Source organism: Streptomyces seoulensis (assembly GCF_022846655.1).
In the GTDB taxonomy this organism is placed as follows: domain Bacteria; phylum Actinomycetota; class Actinomycetes; order Streptomycetales; family Streptomycetaceae; genus Streptomyces.
The window spans coordinates 3132920-3156982 of sequence record NZ_AP025667.1; the positions used below are offsets into that span (position 1 = coordinate 3132920).

Below are 24063 nucleotides of genomic sequence, written 5' to 3' on the forward strand. Positions count from 1 at the left end.
CCGTCCGGCTGACACGATCACGCTGAGGCCCGTACGACGACCATCGGGAGCGCACACATGACGACCGACAGCACCTCGGCGGAGCGGCCCGTACGCATCCAGGGCGTGGAGGTGCAGCCGGTCGCCGGGCACATCGGCGCCGAGATCACCGGCGTCGACCTCGCCGCACCGCTCGACGACTCCCTCGTGGCGCTGATCAGGGACGCGATGCTGCGCTGGAAGGTGGTGTTCTTCCGCGGCCAGCGGCTCGACCACGCCGGACACGTCGCCTTCGCCCGCCGCTTCGGCGAACCCGTCGTGCTGCGCAGGCGCGGCAGCGCCTCGCCGGAGGGGTTCCCCGAGGTGGAGACCACCGCCGACCGGCTGGAGCTGGGCGGACGGTTCGGCATGGAGCACGAGGAGTGGCTGCGCCGGCGCCGGCACACCCTGCTGCGCGGCTGGCACTGCGACCACGGCGCCCGGATCGACCCGCCCGCCGCGACCATCCTGCGCGCCGAGAGCGTGCCTCCGTACGGCGGCGACACCACCTGGGCCAACCTGGCCGCCGCCTACGCGGGTCTCTCCGCGCCGGTGCGGGCGTTCGCCGACGGGCTGCGGGCCGAGCACCGGCTCGGTGTCGGCTACCAGCCCCGGCCCGGCGACGATGCCTACATGCGCCATCTGCTGGACCGGCAGGTCGCCTCCGAACACCCCCTGGTGCGGGTGCACCCGGAGACGGGAGAGCGGGTGCTGTTCGTCAACGGCTACTACCTGGAGCAGATCTCCGGCGTCTCCCGCCCGGAGAGCGCCGCCCTGCTGGAGATGCTGCTGGAGCAGGTGGTGCGGCCCGAGTACACCGTCCGCTTCCGCTGGGAGCCCGGCAGCGTCGCCTTCTGGGACAACCGGGCCACCGTGCACCTCGCGCCCAGCGACAACGTCCACCCCGACCATCCCCGGATCATGCACCGGGTGATGCTCGCGGGCGACGTCCCCGTGGGCGTGGACGGCATCGCCTCCAAGCCGCTGGCGGGCACCGAGCCCGGACGGTGGTGACCCGCTAGCCTCCCGGCCGCCAGCCCAGAGCCGGGCCCAGCCGGGTCGCCATGTCGGTGAGGATCTGGACGTAGTCCTCGTGCCCGAGGGAGAACGGCAGCGCGAACGCCACCTCGTCCACCTCCCGGAACGCGGCGTGCGCGCGCAGCCGCCCGGCCAGCTCCTCGGACGTGCCGACCAGGTCCGGTGCGAACAGCAGCCGCGCCGGACCCTGCGGGGCCGCCGTACGAGGCAGCCGCCCGGCCGCGTATGCCGTGTAGCGGGCGCGCTGCTCCTCGGTCGCGGAGTCGGTCGGGATCACCACCAGACCCTGCGAGACCCGCGCCGCCTCGCCGTCCGGATGGTGGGCGCGGAACTCGCGGATCTGGGCGAGCTGGATCGCGGCGAAGTCCGGTACGCCGTCCGCGTCCCCGGCCTTGACGACGCTGCTGGTCAGCAGGTTCACGCCCTGCTCGCCCGCCCAGCGGGCCGAACCGAGGCTGCCGCCCCCGTACCACATGCGGCCCGCCAGGCCGGGGGAGTGCGGCTGGACCCGCTCGGCGAAGGTCTCGATGCCCTCGGTCCCGCTGAAGCCGCTCGCCTTCTCGCCCCGGACGAAGCCGAGCAGCCGCTCGACCCGGCCGTAGCCGAAGTCCTCGGTGTCGGCCGAGGCGGGGTACAGCGCCTCCTTGACCTGGTCGTAGTGCATCGGCGGGCCCACGCTGACGCCCGCGTTCAGCCGGCCGCCGGACAGCACGTCGACCGTGGCCAGGTCTTCGGCGAGCCGCAGAGGGTTCTCCCAGCCGAGCGGGATCACCGCCGTGCCCAGCTCGATGCGCCGGGTGCGCTGCGAGGCCGCCGCCAGCACGGCGACCGGCGAGGAGATCCCGTACTGGAGGTGCCGGTGGCGGACCCAGGCGCTGTCGAAGCCGAGCCGCTCGCCCAGCTCGATCAGCTCCAGCGTGGTCGCGTGCCCCCGGCCCGGATCGGCCTCGTCGAACAGACCGATCGTCAGGAACCCCAGCTTGCGCAGCGGACGGGACATGGGCGCCACGACCTCCTCGGTCATTCGGACAGGGTTCGATTCTCGCAGCCGGGTGTGACAACCGTGTGGCGGATACGGTGCCTCCTCAGCTCGCGGCGGCCTCCCGCAGGCTGCTCACCAGGCGGCGGTGTGACCGGGTCAGGGCGGTCACCGTCACCAGGAGGATCAGGTCGAGCAGGGCCACGGAGGCCAGCGGGGGCAGCCGGACCGCGGCGACGGCGGCCGGGACGCAGGCCGCACCCGCGAGGAGGCGTTCGGTCCAGGCGCCGTGGGCCGTGGCCCGGAAGAACCACGCCGTGGCAGCGAGGTAGAGCGCGAGCCCGCCGAAGAGCAGCAGAGCGAGGGTGACCGACCCGTGGCCCAGCGGGTGCCCGATGACCAGCTCGCTGCCCACCGCCATGGCGACCAGCGCCGCCAGCACCACGTAGGCGCTGTTCACGCCCAGCCGCACCGAGCGCAGTCGGTCGGTCGTGGTGGCGACGGCCGTGGCGAACACGTCCTCGCCGCCGCCGAAGTACATCGCCCACAGGCACACCAGCGCCGTGAAGACACCCGCCGCCGCGAGGATCGTGGACCACTCCACCGGGGCCTCGGCCAGCGCGCGCCCGGTGGTCAGCACCGTCTCGCCCAGCAGGATGATGAAGAACAGCCGCAGCCGCTCCACCATGTGGTCCGCGTCGAAGCCGAGCTGACGGCTGCCCAGCACCCGCCCCGGCAGCGGATGCGCCAGCCAGTTCCCGGTCAGGTCGACCAGCGCCGCCGCCAGCCACCACCACAGCCGCGGCCCGGACCCGGCACACGCCCCGACGATCCACAGCGGGGCCGCCATCGCCATCCACACCAGGGTCCGCCGGAAGTGCTCGCGCAGCGCCTCCCCGCGCCCGGCCGCCGCCGTCACCCCGGCCGCGAAGAACAGGGTCGCCAGCAGCGGCACCACGAACGCCCACTGCCGGTCGGCGAAGGCGGCGGGGAGCGCCGCGTTCATGTAGAGCCCCAGACCCATGGCGATGACGACCATCCACCGGGTGACACTCCGGTCGATGTCGAGGAACGTCGCCTCGAAACTGATGAACACCCAGGTGCCGAAGACGGCGACGAGCAGCACCGCCGTCTCCGCCGCGCCCCGCCCGTTCAGGTGTTCCAGCAGATGGTGGGAGAGCTGCGACACCGCGAAGACGAAGACGAGGTCGTAGAAGAGCTCCAGCGGCGACACCTCCCGCCGCAGTCGGGGTGACTCGGCCACGCTCATGTCCGGCTCTCCTGTGCCTCGGCGGCAGGCCCTCCTGCCGGCCCGCCGGTGTCGCTCCATGGTCATCCACCCAGGCCGGGTGCCTCCTTGGACGCGCCCGGCGCCGGCACAGGCGCGGAACTCCGTCGTCGAACCGGAATCAGGGAATTCGGCGGTCCGGAATGCGGACGGGCGCGGGAATTTTTTGTCGAGCTGTCAAAAAGCTTTTACAAAGCGAGGTTTGAGGTCCAATTTGATCCTCCGGAACCGCGTGGCCCTCTAGGGAAAACCCTCGCTTGCCCCACCGCTTGGTGACATGACCTAGTCAAAGTGCCATTCTCGGCCCCGTACGCGCATCCTCCCCACTCCCTTCACAGGAGGAGTACGAGTGAGACGCCTTCCCCACAGACCCGTTTCCCGTAAGGCGGCCACGGCCGGAGCCGCCCTGCTCTCCACGGCGGCGCTCCTCGCCGTGGCCGTCCAGGCGACCCCCGCGGCAGCCCGGCCCGCGGCCCCCCACGCCACGCTGCGCACCGGCGGCCTGGAGGCCAAGCTCAGCCCCGCCCAGCGCGAGACGCTGCTGAAGAACGCCAAGCAGCGCACCGCCGACACCGCCCGCTCCCTCGGCCTCGGCGCCAAGGAGAAGCTGGTCGTCCGGGACGTGGTCAAGGACAACGACGGGACCGTGCACACCCGGTACGAGCGCACCTACGCCGGCCTGCCGGTCCTCGGCGGCGACCTCGTGGTGCACACCCCGCCCGCCTCCCTGGCCAAGGGCACGGTCAGCACCACCTTCGCCACCAAGCGCGTCATCAAGGTCGCCTCCACCGCCCCGGCCCTGACCAAGGCGGCCGCCGAGTCCAAGGCGCTGAAGACGGCCAAGGCGCTCGACGCGGGCAAGCCCGCCACCGACAGCGCCCGCAAGGTGATCTGGGCGGGCGACGGCACCCCGGTCCTCGCCTGGGAGACCGTGGTCGGCGGCTTCCAGGACGACGGCACCCCCAGCAAGCTGCACGTCGTCACCGACGCCACCACCGGCAAGGAGCTCCACCGCTACCAGGCGGTGCAGACCGGCACCGGCAAGACCCAGTACAACGGCACGGTCACGCTGAACACCACGCTGTCCGGTTCGACGTACCAGCTCTACGACACCACGCGCGGCGGCCACAAGACGTACAACCTGAACAAGGGGACCTCCGGCACCGGAACCCTGTTCACCGACGCCGACGACGTGTGGGGCACCGGCGCGGGCTCCGACCCGCAGACCGCGGCCGCCGACGCCGCCTACGGCGCCCAGGAGACCTGGGACTTCTACAAGAACACCTTCGGCCGCAGCGGTATACGCAACGACGGTGTAGCCGCCTACAGCCGCGTCCACTACAGCAACGCCTACGTGAACGCGTTCTGGGACGACTCCTGCTTCTGCATGACCTACGGCGACGGCTCCGGCAACACCCACGCCCTCACCTCGCTGGACGTCGCCGGCCACGAGATGAGCCACGGCGTCACCTCCAACACCGCCGGACTCAACTACTCCGGTGAGTCGGGCGGCCTCAACGAGGCGACCTCCGACATCTTCGGCACCGGCGTGGAGTTCTACTCCAACACCGCCACCGACCCCGGTGACTACCTCATCGGCGAGAAGATTGACATCAACGGCGACGGCAGCCCGCTGCGCTACATGGACAAGCCGAGCAAGGACGGCGCCTCCAAGGACAGTTGGTACTCCGGTATCGGCAACCTCGACGTGCACTACTCCTCGGGCCCGGCGAACCACATGTTCTACCTGCTCTCCGAGGGCAGCGGCACCAAGGTCGTCAACGGCGTCACCTACAACAGCCCGACCGCCGACGGCGTCGCCGTCACCGGCATCGGCCGGGCCGCGGCCCTGCAGATCTGGTACAAGGCGCTGACGACGTACATGACGTCGACGACCAACTACGCCGGTGCCCGCACCGCCGCCCTCAACGCCGCCGCCGCGCTCTACGGCACCAACTCGGCGCAGTACGCGGGCGTCGGCAACGCCTTCGCCGGGATCGCGGTCGGCGGCCACATCAACCCGCCGGCCGACGGCGTGACCGTCACCAACCCCGGCAGCCAGTCCGCCACCGTGGGCAAGGCGGTCAGCCTCCAGATCCAGGCATCCAGCACCAACAGCGGCGCGCTGAGCTACAGCGCCACCGGGCTCCCGGCCGGGCTCTCGATCAACGCCTCCACCGGCCTGATCTCCGGCACGCCCACCACCGCGGGCTCCTCCAGCACCACGGTCACCGTCACCGACTCCACGGGGAAGACCGGCACAGCCGCCTTCTCCTGGACGGTCAGCACCACCGGCGGCGGCTGCTCGGCGACCCAGTTGCTGGCCAACCCCGGCTTCGAGTCGGGCAACACCGGCTGGACCGCGAGCAGCGGCGTCATCACCAGCGACAGCGGGCAGGCCGCGCACGGCGGATCGTACAAGGCGTGGCTCGACGGCTACGGCTCCGCGCACACCGACACGCTGTCCCAGTCGGTGACGATCCCCGCGGGCTGCAAGGCGACCCTGACCTTCTACCTGCACGTCGACTCGGCCGAGACCACCACCAGCACCCAGTACGACAAGCTGACGCTGGCGGCCGGCTCGACCACCCTGGCGACCTACTCGAACCTCAACAAGGCCACCGGGTACGCCCAGAAGTCCTTCGACCTGTCCTCGCTGGCGGGCTCGACGGTCACCCTGAAGTTCACCGGGGTCGAGGACTCCTCGCTCCAGACCAGCTTCGTCGTGGACGACACCGCCCTGACGACCGGCTGATCGCTCCCCGCACACACCGGGACCCCGCACGCTTCTCGCGTGCGGGGTCCCGTCCGTGCGTCCGCCGTCAGTTCAGCGGGTCCAGCGTGAGATACGCCTGCTGCGGGTTGCCGTCGTTGACCAGCGACTCGTGGGCACCGACGTCGTCGAAGGCGAAGGCGTACGCCTTGCCGTCGGCCATCTGCGCGTGGATGGCCTTCGCGTACTGGTTGGTGACCCCGTCCTGGTAGAAACCGGCGTCCGAGCTGTCCGGCTGGTTGGGGTTGCTCAGCAGCGTCGAGCGGTTGTAACCGGCGCACAGGGTACGGGAGATGGGGCCGCGTACCTGGTCGTTGGGCGCGTCCAGCAGCTTGTGGCAGCCGAAGATGCTGGAGGCGTCCGGCTTCTGGAAGCTGGTGACGACCGCGCCGGAGGAGTTGGTGAAGTTCATGACGTTGCCCGACACCCGGCCGAAGTACTTGGTGTTCGGCTGGTCGGTGAACGGCGTCACGGTCAGGGTCTGCGAGGAGTACTTCGACCAGACCCGGTTGACGTAGTCGTCCATCACGTTCGCGGGCAGCGCCCCCGTCTCCACGCCGTACAGCGGGGACAGGGCGCGCAGCACGGTGCCGTCCGAGCGGGTCTGGACGAGGCCGGACCAGCCCGACTTGGCGCGCAGCGAGTTGAGGACGGCCGAGTAGCCGCCGGACTTGAGGTGCCCGGTGGTGGCGACCTGGCCGTTGCCCCGCTTCACGCCGACCGCGTAGGGCGCCGAGAACATGTCGACCTGGGTGCTGTTGAGCCAGAGCCCGGCGTCGTTGAGCGTGTACTCGGACCAACTGAACAGGATGTCCCGGTTCGGGTCCGACGGGTTCTGCACGGCCGGCTGCACCAGACCGCCGGTGGTCAGGCGGAAGTCCAGCTTGCGGCCGTAGGAGAAGTAGATCCGGCCGGAGAACTTCGGTATCCGGATCGTCGTCGACTGGCCCGGACCGGGCCCGGCGATAGCCGCGTCCGGCGCCGGGGTCGGCGGGTTGCCGCCCGCGGGCCAGGCGTGGAAGGTGCCGCCCGCGTCGGCCCAGCCCTGGCGTCCGGAGGACAACTGGGTGCCGAGGTCGTAGATGTACACCGGCTCGGAGCGGCCCGAGTTGTTGGTGATCTGGAGCGGGATCGTGTCCGGCACCGCGGCGACCGCCTGGCCGGCGGCGCCGAGGGTGAGGACCGAGCCGACCAGGGCGGCCGTGGCCGTGGCCGACAGTGCGGAACGAGCGATTCTTCGAGTCAACTCTCCACCTCCGTGTGGGGTTCGGGGTGGTACGGATACTGGTCCGGACCTTTTTGAGAGCGCTCTCAGCGTGCTTGTGTGTCGCGGACGTGTCAATCAGTTGAACCGAACACGTTCCGTGAGGTGAGCCGACGTCAGAAAGTGCGCCTCAGAAGGGACTTGAGCGCCTCCCAATGGCGTTCCTCGGCCGCCGCGTCGTAGGAGGAGGTGTCCTTCTGGGTGTAGCCGTGCGGCGCGCCCTCGTAGACCTCGCTGGTGTGGCGCACCCCCGCGGCCGTGAGCGCGTCCTCCAGCCTGCGCCTCTGCTCCTCGGGCAGCGAGGGGTCCTGGTCGGCGTGGCCGAAGTACAGCTCGGCCGTGATGTGGCCGGCGCCCAGGTGCGGGCTGTCCGGCTCCTCGGTGGCCAAGTTGCCGCCGTGGAACCCGGCGGCCGCCGCCACCCGGCCGGGATGCGTGGCCGCCGTGCGCAGCGCGAGCCGGGCACCCATGCAGTACCCGGTCACCGCGACGGGACCGTCCGCGACCAGCGGGGACCGCGCCATCCAGCCCAGGTACGCGTCCGCGTCCCGCTCCGCCTGCTCCGGCGTGATCGAGTGCACCAGCGGGCCGAGCCGCTCCCAGATCGTCGGATCGGACGGCGGGTCGATGAACTCGGGCAGCTCCACCACGGGGGCCGGGCCCCGCCGGTAGAACACGTTGGGCACCAGCACCGTGTAGCCCTCGGCGGCGAGCCGGTCGGCCATCCCGTTCAGCCAGGGCCGCAGCCCGTAGGCGTCCTGGTAGAAGAGGACACCGGGATGCGGCTTCCCGTCGGCGGGGTGGGTGAGGTACGCGTCGGCGTCACCGTCCCCCGTGGGGATGGTGACGGTCGTTCCCTGTACGTCGGTCATGACGGGCAAGCTCCCTTTCCTACTCGAACCGCGCGGGGTCTCCGGCGCCCACCCGCACGATCTCCGCCTCGCCGCTGGAGAAGTCCACCACCGTCGTCGGCTCGGTGCCGCACTCCCCGGAGTCCACGACCGCGTCCACCACGTGGTCCAGCCGGTCCTTGATCTCCCAGCCCTGGGTCAGCGGCTCCTCCTCGTCGGGGAGCAGCAGCGTGCTGGACACCAGCGGCTCGCCCAGCTCGGCGAGCAGTGCCTGGGTCGCCACATGGTCGGGGATGCGCACGCCCACCGTCCGCTTCTTCGGGTGCAGCAGCATGCGCGGGACCTCACGGGTGGCCGGGAGGATGAAGGTGTAGTTGCCGGGCGTCGCCGCCTTCACCGCCCGGAACACGTCGTTGTCGACGCGTACGAACTGCCCGAGCTGCGCGAAGTTCTGGCACATCAGCGTGAAGTGGTGCCGGTCGTCCAGCCGGCGGATGGACCGGATGCGCTCCATGCCCTCCTTGCTGCCCAGCCGGCAGCCCAGGGCGTAACAGGAATCGGTGGGGTAGGCGATCAGCGATCCCGACCGGACGGCGTCCGCGATCTGCGCCACGGCGCGGGGCTGCGGGTTGTCGGGGTGCACGTCGAAGTACTTGGCCATCCGCCGAGCTTAAGCCGTCACCGTCCCCCGCCCGCGTACCCCCACCCCGCCAGGCGTAGGACGCGGCGAGCGGGGCATCCGCACACCGAGGCACCCGGAGCACACCCCCCCCGCTCCGGGCCCCGCCGTCTCCGCCGGTGGCCAACGCCCCCCAGGCCACCGGCGGAGCCCTGCCCGCGCTCACCCGGCGACGCGCGCAGGGGGCGTCGGGTAACGTCGCTCGTCTAACGCAGAGGCCGAGACGGGGACGAGGAGAAGCACGACGTGGCCGCCCGATCCGACGAGGGCACCCACGCCCCACCGCCGCACGACACCGCCGACAACTGGGCGGAACAGCTCCTCGACCAACTGCGCCCCGCCGTCCGGCATCCCCGCCGGGCCGTCGCCTGGCTCGCCCGTACCGTCCACGCCGCCGTCGGCCTGGAGGGCGCCGACGGCCGGCTCCTGGCCGGTGAGCACCTCCCCGTGGACGCCGCCGTCCACGCCGACGTGGCCACCGGCCGGATCTCCGCCGCCGCCCTGGAGGACGACGGACGCCATGTCCACCTGGTCGGCATCCGCCATCCCGAACCCCGCCGCGCGGCGGGCGCCGTGCTGACCGTGGCCCGGTCCGAGCCCTTCGACCGGCGCGCCGCCGAGATCGTCCACCGCACGGCCGGTGTCCTCGGCCTGCTGCTCAGGGAGGGCGAACTCGCCCGCTCAGCAAGGCGGTTGCGCCGCGCCTCCGCCGATCTGCGCCTGGCCATCCTGCAACTGCTCATGGTCGAGGACGTGGTCTCCGCCCGCCGGGTCGCCGCCGGACTCTGGCCCGGCCTGCTCGAACAGGACACCGCCTGCGTCTACGTCGTCGAGGGCTCGCCCGCCGGACGCGACGCCCTCGCCGAGGAGTGCGCCGACCTCACCGAGGGCCGCGCGCTCGTCGTGCGCTGCCCCGCCATGGACGGCCACGTCATCGTCGTCAGCCCCGCCCCGGCGCCGGGGGAGCGCCTGCGCACCCTCGTCGCCGACCGCCCGGGCATCTACCTCGGCGGCAGCCTCCACCAGCGCCTCGCCCGCACGGCCACCGCGTACGGACAGGCCGTCAGCGCGCTCGCCGTCGCCCGGTTCAGCCCCGGCCGCAGCGCCGTCTACGCCGAACGCACCCACCCCGAACGCCTGCTGGACCCGGCCGCGCTGCGCACCTGGGCCGCCCGGACCCTTCGCCCGCTGGACACCCTGCCCCACCACACCCGCGCCGAATTGCTGGCCACCACCCGGCTGGGGCTGGAGTTCACCGCCGTCAGCGCCGCCAAGGTGCTCGGCGTCAGCCGCAACACCGTCCGCGCCCGCATGGACCGCCTCCAGACCCTGCTGGACACCGACCTGACCGACCTCACCACCCGCACCGCCGTCCGCCTCGCCCTGCTCACCGAGGCCGCGCACGGCCCCTACGACCCCGCCACCGCCCCGCACCCGCACGCCGGGGTCCGCTTCACCGACCTGCTCGACTCGGCCGGGCTGCGCGACTGGGCCGGGGATCTGCTGGGCAGGCTGGACGGCGACGGCCGCGACCTGCGCGGCACCCTGCGCGCCTGGATCTCGGCCGGCGCCAACGCCGAACGCGCCGCCAGACAGCGGGGCGTGCACGCCCAGACGGTCCGCGAACACGTCCGCGCCGCCGAACCCGTACTGGAACGCCAGCTCCTGGCGGGCGGCAGCGACCTGTACGAGGTGGTCCTCGCCCATCTCGCGGACGGCACGCTCGCCGCGCCGGAGGCCTGAGCGAACGGGGACCAAGCGGACGCACCTGTGCACGGGTGAGTGCTCACCGGCCCCGACCGGGCACCGCTGCGATGGCCACGCCCCGGTCCCACCGTTAAGTTCACAAGTCCGACGGGGGTACGACCGGAGCGGGGGACCGGTCGTACCCCCTCACGTGTGGCCCGGCGGCTAATGGCCGGTGTGCTGCGCGGGCAGCTCGTAGACGTGGTCCGGGGAGACGACCTCGGTGACGGCCTTCCCGAACAGGGTGCTCGGCTCCTCGCCGTCGTGCGCGATGTCGGTGTTCAGCAGGATCACCAGCGAGGTCCGCGCCGAGGGCAGATACACCGTCAGCGACTCGTACCCCGGCAGCGAGCCGTTGTGGCCGATCCAGCCGTGCACGTCGAAGATGCCCAGGCCGTAGCCGGCGCCGGGGTACCCGGTCGGCGGGGTCGTCAGGCGCTCCCGCTGGGTGGCGGGGGAGACCATCCGCTCCCCGTCCGGGAACCGGCCGGTGGCCACCGTGCGGGACCACGTCCGCAGATCCTCCAGGTCGGAGATCATCGCACCGGCCGCCCAGCCCCAGGACGGGTTCCAGCCGGCCGTCTCGGCGACCTTCCCGTCCGCCGTCTGGTCGGTGTACCCCTGCGCGTGCGGCTTCGGGAACTCCGCGCCCTCGGGGAACGACGTACGGGTCATCCCGGCCGGGTCCAGCACATGCTCCTGGATGTAGTCCCCGAGGCTCTGCCCGCTGCGCTGCTCCACGAGCAGGCCGAGCAGGATCAGGTTGGTGTTGCAGTACGAGAACTTCGCGCCCGGCTGGAACTGCACCGGATGCTTGAAGGAGTAGTCCAGCAACTGCTGCGGGGTGAAGGGGCGTTCGGGGTCCGAGGTGAGCGCCTTGAAGAAGTCCGGGTCCTCGGAGTAGTTGAAGAGACCGCTGCGCATGTCGGCGAGCTGACGCAGCGTGATCCTGTCACCGTTCGGTACGCCGTCGATGTACTCGCCGATCGGGTCGTCCAGGCCCACCTTGCCCTGGTCGACCAGTTGCAGCAGCGCGGTGACCGTGAACGTCTTGGTCTCGCTGCCGATCCGCATGTACAGATCCGGGGACATCGCGCGCCGGTCGCTCTTGTCGGCGACGCCGAAGGAGCGGACGTAGTCGCCCTTGTCCGGGGTCCAGATCCCGACCGTGACACCGGGGACACCGGTCTCGCGCATCACGCGCCGCACTGCGTCGTCGATCTGACGGGTCATCTCGGGGGTGAGGGCGTGCACATCGGGGCCCGAGGGGGAGGGGCTCGGCGAACCCGCGGTGAGCGGCGCCGACAGGGAGGGGGCGGCGGCCAGCGGGACGGCGAGTGCGCCGAGCGCGGCGGCGACGGCGACCCCCCGGCGCAGGCGTGCTGAGGAACGGGGCATGGGCTGACTCCAAGCACATGAGAGCCGGACCTGCGGCGGGCCTGACGTCGAAGCCCTGGGCTCTCAGCATAGGAGCGCTTCCTCCGCCCCGCCCGTCGGCCGTTCGGGTGAGCGCCCGGCTCAGCGGGACGGCTGCTCCGGGGCCAGGACCAGCACGCTGGCGTCGTCGTCCACCTGGTGGCCCAGGCGCCGTACGTCCTCCCACAGCGCGTCCGGCAGCCCGGCGGTCCCCGTGTCCGCGAGCGCGGCCAGCCGCTCGGGCAGCGGATAGAAGCGGCCGGACGCGTCCCGCGCCTCCCACAGTCCGTCCGAGGCGATCAGCAGCCGGTCCCGCGGGTCCAGAGTCACCGTGACCTCCTTCGGCGGATCGGCACCGAGGAACCCGATGCCCAGCGGCGGACATGAGGACACCGTCAGCTCCCGGGCCCGCCCGGCGCGCAGCAGGACCGGCGGCGGATGCCCGCAGGCCACCACGCGCACCGTGCGGGTGTCCGCGGAGAACTCCAGCAGCACCGCCGTGGCGAACAGCTCCGCGTGCCGGACCCCGGAGGAGTCCACCACCAGCCTGCGGTCCATCCGGGCGGCCACCGCCTCCAGCGCCCGCTGGTCCAGCGCCGCCTCACGGAACGCGCCCAGCAGCGCCACCACCGTCCGCACCGCCGACAGCCCGTGCCCCTGTACGTCCCCCATCACCGCCCGCACCCCGTGGGGGCCGTCCCGTACGTCGAAGAAGTCCCCGCCCAGCAGCGTCCCGTCCTGCGCGGCCCGGCTGAACCCCACGCACCGGATGCCGCCGACGCGCTCCGGCAGCGGCGGCATCACCGCGCGCTGCACCGCCTCGCCGATCGCCCGTTCCGTGTCCAACTGGGCATCGCGGCGGCTGCGCACGAAGGACACGAACACGCTCAGCAGGGACACGAACGCGATGGTCAGCAGGTCGGTGTCGCCCGGCCGGTCGAGATGGGTCACCGGCACGAGCAGCGACACGATCACCAGCGCGCCCAGCGCCGCCGTCGCCAGCGGCCCGTAGGACAGCACCGCGAGCGGCGGGATCGCGCCGAGCAGGAAACCTAGGTCGCTCGCGTGCGGGGTGACGAGCGTGGCCAGGGTGACCGCGATCAGCAGCAGGATCGGGAGCACGCGCACCCACCGGGGCGGCGGAGCACCGCGGAGCCAGCCGCGCCGCTCCCGCGTTCGGCCCGGTGACCAGCCACGCAGCGATCTCACACGCCCACGCTACGCCGCGCCCGCCCCCGCCGCCCGCCCCGCGAAAACCCCTGGACGCCCCCTCGGGATCGCCCTAGTGTTGCCGCAGCACGCCCCGAGACGGACCGGAAAGGAGGCGAGCGTCATGCACACCGCACCGAACGCGCGCTCCCTCCCCTCCGTCATCCGGGTGTGCCACGCCTGACCGGACCGGGAGCGCCTCGAAAGCCGAAGGCTCATCTCCCGGAGGACACCTTGACCGCACCGGTCATCCGCACGCTCGACCAGAGCAGTGCCCATCTGTTCGACACCCTGCCCGACCCGCTCGGCCTGAGCGAGCGGCACCGCACCACCCGCTACCGCCCCGACTGGCAGCGCGTCGCCCTGCGTGACGGACGCCCCGTGGCCCGCGCCGCCTGGTGGGCCCGCGCCGAGGACCCCAGCCCGCTGCTGATCAACTGGTTCGACGTGGCCGAGGGCGAGGAGGAGGCGGGCGCCGAACTGCTGCGCACCGCGCCCTGGACGACCCCGGAACTCGAACTCGACCTGCCCTCCGGCTGGCGGGACGACCCGGCCCTGAGCGCCGCCGTGGCCACCCGCACCGCCGCCGCCCGCCTCGCCGGGTACGAGCCGCTCGTGGAGCGCTTCCTCTACCGCTGGACCCCCGACCTGGGCCTGCCCGGACAGCCCGGCCGCCTGGAGTTCGCCCCGGAACCGGACGACACCGTCTTCCTCGACGCCCTGCGCCGCATCCACTCCGCCACTCTGGACGCCCACGCCCTCCGTGCCATCGAGCGGGGCGGGATCGAGCTGGCCGCCCAGGAGGAGCTGGACTTCTTCCACTGGTTCCCCTCGCCCAGGAACTGGTGGCGCCTCGCCCGCACCCCCGAGGGCGAGACCGTCGGCATCCACATCCCGGCCCGCAACCCCTCCGGACCCTGCGTCGGCTTCATCGGCGTCGTGCCCGAGCAGCGCGGGCACGGCTACGCCTACGACCTCCTGGCCGACTGCACCCGCTTCCTCGCCGCCGAGGGCGCCGAGTTCGTCGCGGCCGCCACCGACCAGGGCAACTTCCCCATGGCCGCCAACTTCACCCGGGCCGGCTACCCCGTCGTACGCGAACGCGTCAACTTCCGGGCCGACGGGGAACCAGCCGCCGGCTAGTCGACCGGTTCGGCGCCGAGGCGCTCCTGCGCCGCCGCGAGGATCTCGGTCACCCGCAGACCGAACGCGGCGTCGCAGGCGTGCCGGCGGCCGGTGCGGGCGGCGGTCGCCAGCGCGTCCGCCGCCCGGGCCAGCGCGGGCACCGCGCCCTCCGAACTCCTCGGCAGCAGCGCCACCCCCGACTCGCCCCGCAGCTCGACATCGGCCCCGGCCGCCGAGGGCGGCGCCGACAGACTCAGCGTCAGCGTGCTGGAGGCGCCGGTGGCATGGTCGAGCACCAGGTGCACGGTGTCCGCTGGCCCGTGCGCCGCCGCCAGCACCTGCCGTACGTCACCCAGCACCGGCAGCAGGACGGACAGCGCGTGCGGGCCCACGTCCCACAGCGCGCCCTTCTCCCGCCGCCACGCCGAGGCCGCGAACGGGCTGTCGCTGGTGAACACCGAGCCCAGCCACTGCGCCCTGGCCGTGAACCAGCCCGCCTCGGCGGCCTGTTCCTCGATCCACGCCTCCGGCTCCTTCTGGAAACGGGTGGTGAAGAACACCACCGACGCCACCTGGGCCCGCTCCGCAGCCTCGGCCACCGCCCGCGCCTCGGCCACACCGAGCGCCAGGGGCTTGTCCAGCAGCAGATGCCGGCCTGCCCGCGCCGCGCGCACCGCCAGTTCCGCCTGCAGGGACGGCGGCAGCGCGATTGCCACCGCCTCCACATCGGCCAGCAGCGCGTCCACGTCCGGATAGGCGCGCACCCCGTACTCCCCGGCCAGCGCGGCCGCCGCCTCAGGCCGGCGCCCCCACACCCCGGCGAAGTCCACGCCCGCGTGGCCGGCCAGCGCCGGCGCGTGTGCGGTACGTGCCCAGGGGCCGGTTCCCAGCAGTCCGATGCGCATCGAGCGCTCCCTTCTCCCGGCCGCTCTCCACGGCATCAGGGCACCCTGCCCCTCTCGTCATGGGTATACGGCTCCACCGGCCCGTCGTCTCCGGCCAGCCAGTGCGCGATCGTCTCCGCGATCGGCTGACCGGTCTCCAGCTCGACGAAACCGAACTGGCCCGACTGGTTGCACTCCAGGAACCACCAGGTCCCCTCCGCGTCCTCCGCGAAGTCGAACGCGCCGTAAGCCAGTTCGGCGCCCCTCAGATAGCGGCGGACCGACGCCGCCACGCGCGGGGGCACCTCGGTGGCGAGCCAGGGGGAGACGGACGGGGCGAAACGGACGTCCACGTGGTCGGGGTGGGCGTCCGGATCGGCCGGTTTGCGCGCCGCCAGCAGCCGGTCACCGACCGCCGTGAGCCGGATGTCGGCCCGCTTGTGCACGCGCCGCTGCAGCAGCGTCGGCCCGAAGGCCACGGCGCTGAAGTCGGTGCCCGGCGCGATCCGGCTGGTCGGCACCGCGCGCGGCGGCTCCTGCGGATGCGCGCCGGAGACCGGCTTGACCACCACGTCCCGGTGCCGCTCGGCGAACTCCCGCGCGGCGTCCGGGAACGTGGTGATCAGGGTGGCCGGGACCGGCAGCCCGCTGCGCTGGGCGAGCCGCAGCTGCCACGGCTTGTGCCGGGCTCTGCGGGCCGCGTCCGGATGGTTCATCCAGCGGGCGTCGCTGCACCGCAGCATGCCGTACAGCGCCTGCGCCGACTCCTGGGTCAGCCAGGACGACGGCTGGGCGGCGCGGGCGGCCGCGTCGCCCGGTCTGCGCACCCAGACGGAGCGCAGACCGCTCATCGGGACCAGGCGCCCGCCGACGGACAACTGGCCGCCCAGAGCGTCCCCCGTGTACTCGCCGGTGAGCGCCACCCCGTTGGTGAGATCGGCGGGGTCGAACCGGACCACGGGCACGCCCGCCTCGCCCAGCCGCAGGACCACCATGTCCGCCGTGACGTCCTCGTCACTGGTCAGGATGAGCACGGTCATCGTCCGGGGCCCGCGATCAGTCGTCGAAGTGCGTCTTGGAGCCTGCCGTGGAGGTGGTCGTCCCCAGGGCGAGCAGGATCGCGTGGTCGGTGGCGGCGATCCGCCCGTCCGGCAGGACGTTCAACTGCAGTGCGGAGTCGTACGCGTACGGTGCGGTGACATCCAACTGCCCAGCGGGTCGCGCGTAGTTGAGCGTGAACGGTTGCATGGTCTCTCCCCTGTTTCGTCCTTCACGTCCTTATACGAATCGAACGATTGGTTGGTTTCCTCACACTCCGTGACCAGAGCCCGGAGGGAGGCACCATGAGCCGGTGGGTCAGCAGGAAGGACGCCGCGCGGGGCGCGGTGGCTGCGTTCCACCGCACATTCGTCCGGCGGATCCGCCTGCCGTGCCCCGGAAGCGTCCTCCGCGGCCCCGGTTCACCCGGCCGGCAGGGCGCGGGCGGCGGCCAGGGCCTGTTCGGCGTACCCCCGGCCGAACAGCACCGCGTGCACCAGCAGGGGGAAGAGCTGATGCAGTCCGACCCGCTCCCGCCACCCCTCGGCGAGCGGGTTCGTCTCCTCGTACCCCGCCAGTACCCGTTCCAGGTGGGGACAGCCGAACAGCCGGAGCATCGCCAGGTCGGTCTCCCGGTGGCCGCCGTGCGCGGCCGGGTCGATCACGCGGACCTCGCCGTCGGCGCCCCACAGGACATTGCCCTGCCACAGGTCGCCGTGCAGCCGCGCGGGCGGCTCGGCGGGGCCTGCGAGCGCGGGCAACCGCTCGCAGGCCGCCTCGATCATCGCGGCCTCGCCCGGCCGGACCGTCCCCGCGTCGACCGCGGCGCGCAGGTACGGCAGCACCCGGTGCTCGGCGTACCAGGAAGCCCAGTCGTCGCCCCGTACGTTGCGCATCGGCGCGCGGCCGATGTACGCCTCCTCGGGCCCGTCCGGTGGCGCGGCGCCGAAGGCGGGGGCGCCGGCCGCGTGCAGGACGGCGAGCGCACGGCCGAAACGCACCGCCGCCCCGGGGTCGGGGCTGCCGGTCGGCACCCGCTCGCTGACCAGCGACCACTCGTCCTGCCCGAGCACCTCGGGCACCCTGACCGCACGCGCGGCACCGATCCAGCGCAGCCCGGCCGCCTCGGCGCGCACCGCGCCGGGGCCGTCCCCGCGCTTGACCATCACCGCCGTGCCGTCCTCGAGGGTCACCTCGGCGGGCGAACCCTGTGCCACCGGTCCGCCCGTGACCCGGCGTCCGGTGAGCCGGGACGCCGTCAGCCCTGGATCTTCGACTCGCTCGACCACGGGCCCAGAGTACGACCAGCAAAAGCCCGGCCACGCCCGTTACTTCGAGCATTACTACGACGGTTTTCGGCCAAGTTTGCCCGGAATGCCGGGCGATGCTCCCCGCCGACTGCCGGAGGCCGGACCCGAGGCCCGGGCGGGCCCGCCGGACGGGTAATCGGCTGACCCGTTCGGGGGTCGTACCGGCGTGTCGCTGCGACAGACGGGTGGAGAGCTGACCCGGCTGGACGGCCTGGATGGTGCGCGGCGACGGCCTGTCCGACGGTGGATCATGTCGAGGCCGGGTCATGTCAGCCGATGAGGAATCCGCTGCCCGGCCACGGCGGAAGGACACCGATATGCGCTCTGCCCGCATTCTTCTCGCCACGGCGGCCGCATCCGCCGCCCTCGCCATCGCCACCCCCGGCACCGCGCTCGCCGCGGACGACGGAGGCCGGGACGACTCCTCCTACAACAAGGAGCACGACAGCGACTCCGACCGGGACAAGGGTTCCGGTGACAAGGAGTCCGGTGGAAAGGACTCCGGCGGCAAGGACTCCGGCCGCGACTCCTACGACTCCGACAGCGACGGGCCGCGCGGTGGCGTGCACACGGGCGGCGGCGCCCTCGCCGCCGTCGGCAGCGACGACTGGAGCTCCGACTCCGGTGACGACAGCCGCTTCGACCCCGAGAGCTACAAGGACAAGGGCGACGGCGGTGGCAGTGGCGGCGGCGGCAAGGACAGCGGCGGAAAGGACGACTCCGACTCCGACAGCGACGGGCCGCGCGGCGGCATGCACACCGGCGGCGGCGGCCTCGCCGACTCCGGTGGCGTGACCACGGGTGGCGTCGCCGTCCTCGCCGCCGGTGCCGTGGGCGCCTACGCGCTGCGCCGCAAGAAGGCCGCCGGGCCGGCGTCCTGACCGTCCCCGCGCATCAGGGGCCGTGGCCGCCGTCGACGCCGCGTCGCGTCGGCGGCCCGCGCCCCCCGACCCCGATCCCTGTGCTGCCGTGCCCGAGCGAGGTGGTGTCCGATGGCAGCAGACCCTTCCGCCGGTGACAACGCGGGCCGGGGAGGCCGGCTGACGCTGTGGGGGGTGGCCATCGCCATCCTCGCGCTCAGCGTCTTCGGCGGCCATCACGGCACGGGCACCGGCACCGACGCCACCCGCGCCAAGAGCGCGACGGCGGGCGCGGTCCAGGCGGGCGGTGGGTTGCCCCGCTCGGCGCCGACCCGGCTGCGCATCGCGAAGATCGGCGTGGACGCGCCCTTCACCGCCCTGGTGCTCGCCTCCAACGGCCAACTGGAGCCGCCGCCCGCGAACAACACCAACCTCGTCGGCTGGTACAGCAAGGGCGCCTCGCCCGGCGAGAAGGGCACCTCGGTCATCGCCGGGCACGTGGACACGACCACCTCGGCGGCGGTCTTCGCCGACCTCGACGAACTCGCGCCCGGCGACCGCTTCTCGGTGGAGCGCGCCGACGGCAGCACGGCGAACTTCGTCGTGGACAGCGCCGACACCTTCGCCAAGGACGACTTCCCCAGCAAGCGGGTGTACGCGAACGCCGCCCGCCCCGAGGTCCGGCTCATCACCTGCGCCGGGGACTACGACCACTCGGCCAAGGACTACACGGAGAACCTGGTCGTCTTCGGCCACCTCGTCTGAGGCTCACCGGCCGCGGGGTGCCAGCGGGCCGCCGGAGGCGAAGGCGAACTCGGCGAAACGCTCGCCGATGCGCCGGTGCGCGGCGCCGTCCGGGTGGAGCCCGTCGGGCAGTGGCAGCTCCGCGAAGTCGGCCCGGCCGTACAGCTCGCGCCCGTCGAGCAGGTGCAGGTGCGGGTCCTCGGGGGAGCGCTGCGCCACGATCTTGGCCAGCTCCTCGCGTACGGCGTTCAGGGTCAGTTTGCCCTGGGCGCGCTCCGCCGGGTCCCCGGCCGCCAGGAACGCGAGGCGGCCCTCGCTCAGCGCGGAGAAGTCGGGCATCGTGGGGCCGGGGGTGTCCTCGTGCATCGGGCACAGGATGGGCGAGACCACGAGCAGCGGCGTGTCGGGGTGGCCCTCGCGGACCGTGTCGAGGAACCCGTGCACGGCGGGCCCGAAGGCGCGCAGCCGCATCAGGTCGGTGTTGACCAGGTTGATGCCCAGCTTGACGCTGATCACGTCGGCCGGGGTGTCGCGCAGCGCGCGGGCGGTGAACGGGTCCAGCAGGGCGCTGCCGCCCAGCCCCAGGTTGATCAGCTCGACCCCGCCGAGCGAGGCGGCGACGGCGGGCCAGATCCCGGTCGGACGTGCGGCGTCCGAGCCGTGGCTGATGGAGCTGCCGTGATGCAGCCACACCGGGCGCCCCGGCGCGGACGAGGGTTCCACAGGCGCGTCGGTGCGCAGGGCGACCAGCTCGGTGGTCTCGTTGTGCGGCAGCCAGATCTCCACGGCCTTGTCCTCGGCGGACAGTCCCGTGAAGCGTGCGGTGCCCACCGGGCCGGGGGTGCGCTCGGCGGCACCCGTGGACATGTCGATCGTCAGCGTGTCGCCGCCGGTCACCGACGTGCTGCCGGCCGGGCGTCCGTCCACGAGCAGGTCGTAGACACCGTCCGGGCGCGGCGGCGCGCCGGTGTAGGACCGCTTGGTCGGCAGCGTGTCCAGCTCGATCGCGGTGGCACGGGTGCGGAACACCAGCCGTACGCCGGAGGGCTGGGACTCCACCAGGTGCAGTTGCGGGTCCGCGCACTGGGCGCGCGCCCGCGCGGGCAGCCGGTGCGGGAGCAGGCCCCGCCCGGTGGGCTCCAGTTCCAGGGCGCCGCGGACGAGTTCGGCGGTGAGGGGGGTGGTGATCCAGGCGGTGGTCATCGGTGGCCTGTCGGGTCAGGGGGCGGGCGGGGGAGTGGTGGGCCAGTTGCGCAGGAGGGCGTCGAGCGCGTCGAGCGCGCGCTCCCAGGACTCCTGCGAGGCGGGGGCGCTGTGGTCGAAGCCGCCCGCAGACTCCAGGCCGACGTAGCCGCTGAAGACGCTGCCCAGCAGTCGTACGGCATGGGTCTGGTCCGGCTCGGCGAGGTCGTAGCCGCGCAGGATCGCCCGGGTCATCTGGGAGTGCCGGACGCCCGCGCTCGCGGCGGCGGTCTCCGGGTCCAGCCGGTAACGGGCCGCCTCGAAGCGGCCGGGGTGCTCGCGGGCGTAGTCGCGGTAGGCGTTGGCGAACGCCGCCAGGGCGTCCTTGCCCGCCCGGCCCGCCAGTGCCTCGGCTGCCCGGTCGGCGAGCTCCTCCAGGGCGAGCAGCGCGATCCGGGTGCGCAGGTCGTGGGAGTTGCGCAGATGCGAGTACAGGCTCGCCGTCTTGACGTCGAACCGCCGGGCCAGCGCGGACACGGTCACCTGCTCGAACCCGGCCTCGTCGGCCAGCTCCGCCCCGGCCCGGACCAGCCGTTCCGTACTCAGACCCGCGCGCACCATGGGACCACCTCTCGAAGAACCTGACCGATTATGTATTTGCCTAAAGGGTTTAGGCAAATGACGGTCAGATGTAGCCAGCGACGGTGGTCCGGACACGCGGACGGCCGCCGACCGGAGCGCGGTCGGTCACTTGTTCACCGAGTCGGTCGCACAGCGAGACAGCGAGACAGCGAGACCGGTCCAGGTCGCCGCGGCACCCGATTCGACCGGCGGGCCGCGAGGGTGCGCAGGGCACTGCTCGACCTGGAGCACTGAAGGTGCTGGTACGGCCGTGAGTGACCCGGAGGCCATCGCCGTGCCGGCCTGTGCGGGTGGCCGGGGCTCACACAGATACCGCTGAAGGAGGGCGCGTTGATGCCATCTACCCGACCGACATCGCGGCACATACCCTCATTAAGTCCTGAAAGTCCTCACGTCGCACCGAAAGGTCTCTGTGATGCAGACCCTCACCCTCAACAACGGCGTCCCGATGCCGGCCCTGGGGCTCGGTGTCTTCCAGACGCCACCGGACGAGACACGGGGCGCCGTCACGGCCGCACTCGACCTCGGCTACCGGCACATCGACACGGCCGCCGTGTACGGCAACGAACGTGAAGTCGGCCAGGCCATCCGCGAGTCCGCGGTCCCCCGCGAGGAGATCTTCGTCGAGACGAAGACCTGGATCAGCGACTACGGCTACGACGAGACCCTGCGCAGCTTCGACAAGAGCGCCGCCAAGCTCGGCCTCGACCAGATCGACCTGCTCATCCTGCACCAGGCCCTCCCGGCGGACTTCGACAAGACCCTCGCCGCCTACCGCGCCCTGGAGAAGCTCCTCGCCGAGGGCAAGGTCCGTGCCATCGGCGTCAGCAACTTCATGGTCGACCACCTGACCGCTCTGCTCGACGCCACCACCGTCGTCCCCGCCGTCAACCAGCTCGAGATCCACCCCTACTTCCAGCAGCGCGCGGTCCTCGACTTCGACGACCGGCACGGCATCGTCAACCAGGCGTGGTCCCCCATCGGCGGCATCACCTTCTACACGGGCGAGGGCCGCCAGAGCGTCCTGGACGACCCGGCGGTCACCGCGATCGCCGGGGTGCACGGCAAGAGCCCCGCCCAGGTGCTGCTCCGCTGGGGCATCCAGCAGGGCCGCTCGGTGATCCCCAAGTCGACCAGGCCTCACCGCATCGCCGAGAACATCGACGTCTTCGACTTCACGCTCGACGCGGACGAGGTGAAGTCCCTCGACGCCCTGGAGTCCGGACGCCGAGGCGGCCCCGAACCGGAGAACGTCACCCTCGCCGCCTACGGGCACATCCTCATCCCCGAAGCCTGACTTCACCTCAGCAGGCGGCCGCCCAGCCCTGGCTCGTAAGAGCAAGACCCAGACCCCGCGCCGCACCGAGAACACGGCAGCGACCGGCGAGCCCGTCGAACGAGCGAAGCATCGCGTTCGGGGCTCGCCCCTCAATCCACACATGGACGACGACCGGAACCGAGGGCCGCCACCCCTGGTCGGGTGGCGGCCCTCGGTGAACGTGCTGATGCGGCGAGCGGGTCTGTCAGACCTCCGGCGCCGGGTACGTGGGGTATTCCACGCCCGAGACGTGCTGGACGACGCGGACGACCTGGCAGGAGTAGCCGAACTCGTTGTCGTACCAGAGGTAGAGGATCGCGTTGTCGCCGTCGACCTTCAGGGCGCCGCCGTCGACGATCGAGGCGTTGCGGGAGCCTATGAAGTCGCTGGAGACCGCGTCGGGCGCCGTGGTGAAGTCGATCTGGCGCTTGAGCGGGGAGGTCAGCGACACCTCGCGCAGGTAGTCGTGCACCTCTTCGCGGGTGGTCTCGCGGCCGAGCCGGAGGTTGAGGATGGCGATCGAGACGTCCGGCACCGGCACCCGGATGGAGCTGCCGGTGATCGGCGCCTTCAGGTCCGGCAGCGCCTTCGACACGGCGGACGCGGCACCGGTCTCGGTGATCACCATGTTGAGCGGCGCGGACCGGCCCCGGCGCTCGGCCTTGTGGTAATTGTCCAGCAGGTTCTGGTCGTTGGTGAACGAGTGGACCGTCTCCACGTGGCCGCGCAGCACCCCGTACTCGTCGTCCATCGCCTTCAGCGGCGGGACGATCGCGTTGGTGGTGCAGGACGCGCAGGACAGGATCTGCTCGTCCGGCTTGATCGTGTCGTGGTTGACGCCGTGCACGATGTTCGGCACGTCGCCCTTGCCGGGCGCGGTCAGGACGACCTTGTCGATGCCGGGCCGCAGATGCTGCGACAGGCCCGCGCGGTCACGCCAGTTGCCGGTGTTGTCGATGAGGATGGCGTTGTGGATGCCGTACTCGGTGTAGTCCACGGACGACGGGTCGGCGGCGTAGATCACCTTGATCTCGTTGCCGTTGGCGATGATCGTGCTGTTGTCCTCGTCCACCGTGATGGTGCCCTGGAACTGGCCGTGGATCGAGTCGCGGCGCAGCAGCGAGGCCCGCTTGACCAGGTCACCGGCGGACTTGGCGCCACCGCCGCGGACGACGACGGCACGCAGCCGCAGGCCGTTGCCCGACCCGGCCTTCTCGATCAGCAGCCGGGCGACCAGCCGGCCGATGCGGCCGAAGCCGTAGAGCACGACGTCACGCGGCTCGCGGCGCTCGATCTTCTCGTCGCCCGTGGCCCCGGCGACCGCCTCGGCGGTGAACTCCGCGACGCTCAGTCCCCGGTCGTCGGCCTTGTAGGTGGCGGCCAGCATGCCGAGATCGATCTGGGAAGGGCCGAGGTCGAGGGCGGTCAGCGCCTTCAGGAACGGCATCGTCTCGGTGACCGACAGCTCCGCGCCCGCGATCTGCCGGGCGAAGCGGTGGGTCTTGAGGATGCTGACCACCGACTTGTTCACCAGGGAGCGGCTGTGCAGCAGGACGGTCACGTCCCGCTCGCGGTGCAGCTTCCCGATGATCGGGATCATCGACTCCGCGATCTCCTCGCGGTGCTTCCAGTTCGTGAACGAGTCGTCATTGACAGTCACAGATCTATCTTTCGAGCTAGGCGGCGCTCATATGGTAGG

21 protein-coding genes are annotated in these 24063 nt (G+C 72.2%); 7 read left to right on the forward strand and 14 right to left on the reverse strand.

All coding sequences use genetic code 11. The features are described 5' to 3' along the window. The first annotated feature begins 57 nt into the window (after positions 1-57). Positions 58-1032: a TauD/TfdA dioxygenase family protein gene (locus tag HEK131_RS14480; RefSeq protein WP_244335492.1), complete on the forward strand. Its 975-nt coding sequence runs from the start codon at positions 58-60 to the stop codon at positions 1030-1032. A gap of 4 nt (positions 1033-1036) precedes the next feature. Here HEK131_RS14480 and HEK131_RS14485 read toward each other — a convergent pair whose 3' ends face one another. Together HEK131_RS14485 and HEK131_RS14490 are read right to left on the reverse strand one after the other, a co-directional pair. Next, entirely contained in the window at positions 1037-2080 is a 1044-nt protein-coding gene (locus HEK131_RS14485; protein WP_244335494.1) for an LLM class flavin-dependent oxidoreductase, read from the reverse strand. Between the two features lie 61 nt (positions 2081-2141). Beyond that, complete coding sequence (locus tag HEK131_RS14490) at positions 2142-3305, reverse strand: low temperature requirement protein A (RefSeq protein ID WP_244335496.1); 1164 nt, start codon at positions 3303-3305, stop codon at positions 2142-2144. A gap of 367 nt (positions 3306-3672) precedes the next feature. Between HEK131_RS14490 and HEK131_RS14495 the strand changes: the two genes are divergently transcribed. Then, a complete protein-coding gene (locus HEK131_RS14495) occupies positions 3673-6078 on the forward strand; it encodes a M4 family metallopeptidase (RefSeq protein ID WP_244335502.1) in 2406 nt (801 codons plus the stop codon). Between the two features lie 67 nt (positions 6079-6145). Here the strand turns inward: HEK131_RS14495 and HEK131_RS14500 are convergent, their stop codons facing one another. From HEK131_RS14500 to HEK131_RS14510, 3 genes are all read right to left on the reverse strand, one after another. After that, the gene (locus HEK131_RS14500; RefSeq protein ID WP_244335504.1) at positions 6146-7342 is read right to left on the reverse strand and encodes a glycoside hydrolase family 64 protein; all 1197 of its coding nucleotides are present in this window, start codon (positions 7340-7342) and stop codon (positions 6146-6148) included. Positions 7343-7476: 134 nt separating this feature from the next. Continuing rightward, on the reverse strand, positions 7477-8232 hold the full coding sequence (locus tag HEK131_RS14505) for a dienelactone hydrolase family protein (RefSeq protein ID WP_244335506.1): 756 nt from the start codon (positions 8230-8232) through the stop codon (positions 7477-7479). Positions 8233-8251: 19 nt separating this feature from the next. Next, the gene (locus HEK131_RS14510; RefSeq protein ID WP_217460663.1) at positions 8252-8872 is read right to left on the reverse strand and encodes an L-threonylcarbamoyladenylate synthase; all 621 of its coding nucleotides are present in this window, start codon (positions 8870-8872) and stop codon (positions 8252-8254) included. A 264-nt stretch (positions 8873-9136) separates the two neighbouring features. On the opposite strand from HEK131_RS14510, the gene HEK131_RS14515 reads away from it, so the two are divergent. Further along, positions 9137-10633 (forward strand): helix-turn-helix domain-containing protein, encoded by a 1497-nt coding sequence (locus HEK131_RS14515; RefSeq protein WP_244335508.1) that lies wholly within the window; start codon positions 9137-9139, stop codon positions 10631-10633. Positions 10634-10801: 168 nt separating this feature from the next. Here HEK131_RS14515 and HEK131_RS14520 read toward each other — a convergent pair whose 3' ends face one another. Both HEK131_RS14520 and HEK131_RS14525 read right to left on the reverse strand, forming a co-directional pair. Next, entirely contained in the window at positions 10802-12034 is a 1233-nt protein-coding gene (locus HEK131_RS14520) for a serine hydrolase domain-containing protein (protein WP_244335510.1), read from the reverse strand. 120 nt (positions 12035-12154) lie between these two features. Further along, complete coding sequence (locus tag HEK131_RS14525; protein ID WP_244335512.1) at positions 12155-13261, reverse strand: PP2C family protein-serine/threonine phosphatase; 1107 nt, start codon at positions 13259-13261, stop codon at positions 12155-12157. Between the two features lie 234 nt (positions 13262-13495). On the opposite strand from HEK131_RS14525, the gene HEK131_RS14530 reads away from it, so the two are divergent. After that, positions 13496-14404, forward strand: a complete 909-nt coding sequence (locus HEK131_RS14530; protein ID WP_217460659.1) for a GNAT family N-acetyltransferase — start codon at positions 13496-13498, stop codon at positions 14402-14404. On the opposite strand, the gene HEK131_RS14535 is transcribed toward HEK131_RS14530, so the two are convergent. From HEK131_RS14535 to HEK131_RS14550, 4 genes are all read right to left on the reverse strand, one after another. Then, a complete protein-coding gene (locus HEK131_RS14535) occupies positions 14401-15291 on the reverse strand; it encodes a Gfo/Idh/MocA family protein (RefSeq protein WP_217460658.1) in 891 nt (296 codons plus the stop codon). The two genes, HEK131_RS14530 and HEK131_RS14535, sit on opposite strands and share 4 nt — an antisense overlap. Positions 15292-15326: 35 nt before the next feature. Further along, a complete protein-coding gene (tgmB, locus tag HEK131_RS14540; protein WP_244335516.1) occupies positions 15327-16310 on the reverse strand; it encodes an ATP-grasp ribosomal peptide maturase in 984 nt (327 codons plus the stop codon). Positions 16311-16326: 16 nt separating this feature from the next. Continuing rightward, positions 16327-16518, reverse strand: a complete 192-nt coding sequence (gene tgmA / locus HEK131_RS14545; protein ID WP_161146926.1) for a putative ATP-grasp-modified RiPP — start codon at positions 16516-16518, stop codon at positions 16327-16329. 212 nt (positions 16519-16730) lie between these two features. Beyond that, positions 16731-17597 carry a fructosamine kinase family protein gene (locus HEK131_RS14550; protein WP_244335518.1) on the reverse strand — a complete coding sequence of 289 codons (867 nt, stop codon included), beginning with the start codon at positions 17595-17597 and terminating at the stop codon, positions 16731-16733. 338 nt (positions 17598-17935) lie between these two features. Between HEK131_RS14550 and HEK131_RS14555 the strand changes: the two genes are divergently transcribed. Both HEK131_RS14555 and HEK131_RS14560 read left to right on the forward strand, forming a co-directional pair. Then, a complete protein-coding gene (locus HEK131_RS14555; RefSeq protein ID WP_244335520.1) occupies positions 17936-18499 on the forward strand; it encodes a hypothetical protein in 564 nt (187 codons plus the stop codon). Between the two features lie 111 nt (positions 18500-18610). Next, complete coding sequence (locus HEK131_RS14560; protein ID WP_244335523.1) at positions 18611-19243, forward strand: class F sortase; 633 nt, start codon at positions 18611-18613, stop codon at positions 19241-19243. A 3-nt stretch (positions 19244-19246) separates the two neighbouring features. Here the strand turns inward: HEK131_RS14560 and HEK131_RS14565 are convergent, their stop codons facing one another. Next, complete coding sequence (locus HEK131_RS14565; RefSeq protein ID WP_244335526.1) at positions 19247-20425, reverse strand: GDSL-type esterase/lipase family protein; 1179 nt, start codon at positions 20423-20425, stop codon at positions 19247-19249. A 15-nt stretch (positions 20426-20440) separates the two neighbouring features. Then, positions 20441-21025: a TetR/AcrR family transcriptional regulator gene (locus HEK131_RS14570; protein ID WP_217460652.1), complete on the reverse strand. Its 585-nt coding sequence runs from the start codon at positions 21023-21025 to the stop codon at positions 20441-20443. A 436-nt stretch (positions 21026-21461) separates the two neighbouring features. On the opposite strand from HEK131_RS14570, the gene HEK131_RS14575 reads away from it, so the two are divergent. Next, complete coding sequence (locus tag HEK131_RS14575) at positions 21462-22343, forward strand: aldo/keto reductase (RefSeq protein ID WP_244335528.1); 882 nt, start codon at positions 21462-21464, stop codon at positions 22341-22343. A 226-nt stretch (positions 22344-22569) separates the two neighbouring features. Here the strand turns inward: HEK131_RS14575 and HEK131_RS14580 are convergent, their stop codons facing one another. Beyond that, a complete protein-coding gene (locus HEK131_RS14580; RefSeq protein ID WP_244335533.1) occupies positions 22570-24024 on the reverse strand; it encodes a glyceraldehyde-3-phosphate dehydrogenase in 1455 nt (484 codons plus the stop codon). Between the last annotated feature and the right edge of the window lie 39 nt (positions 24025-24063).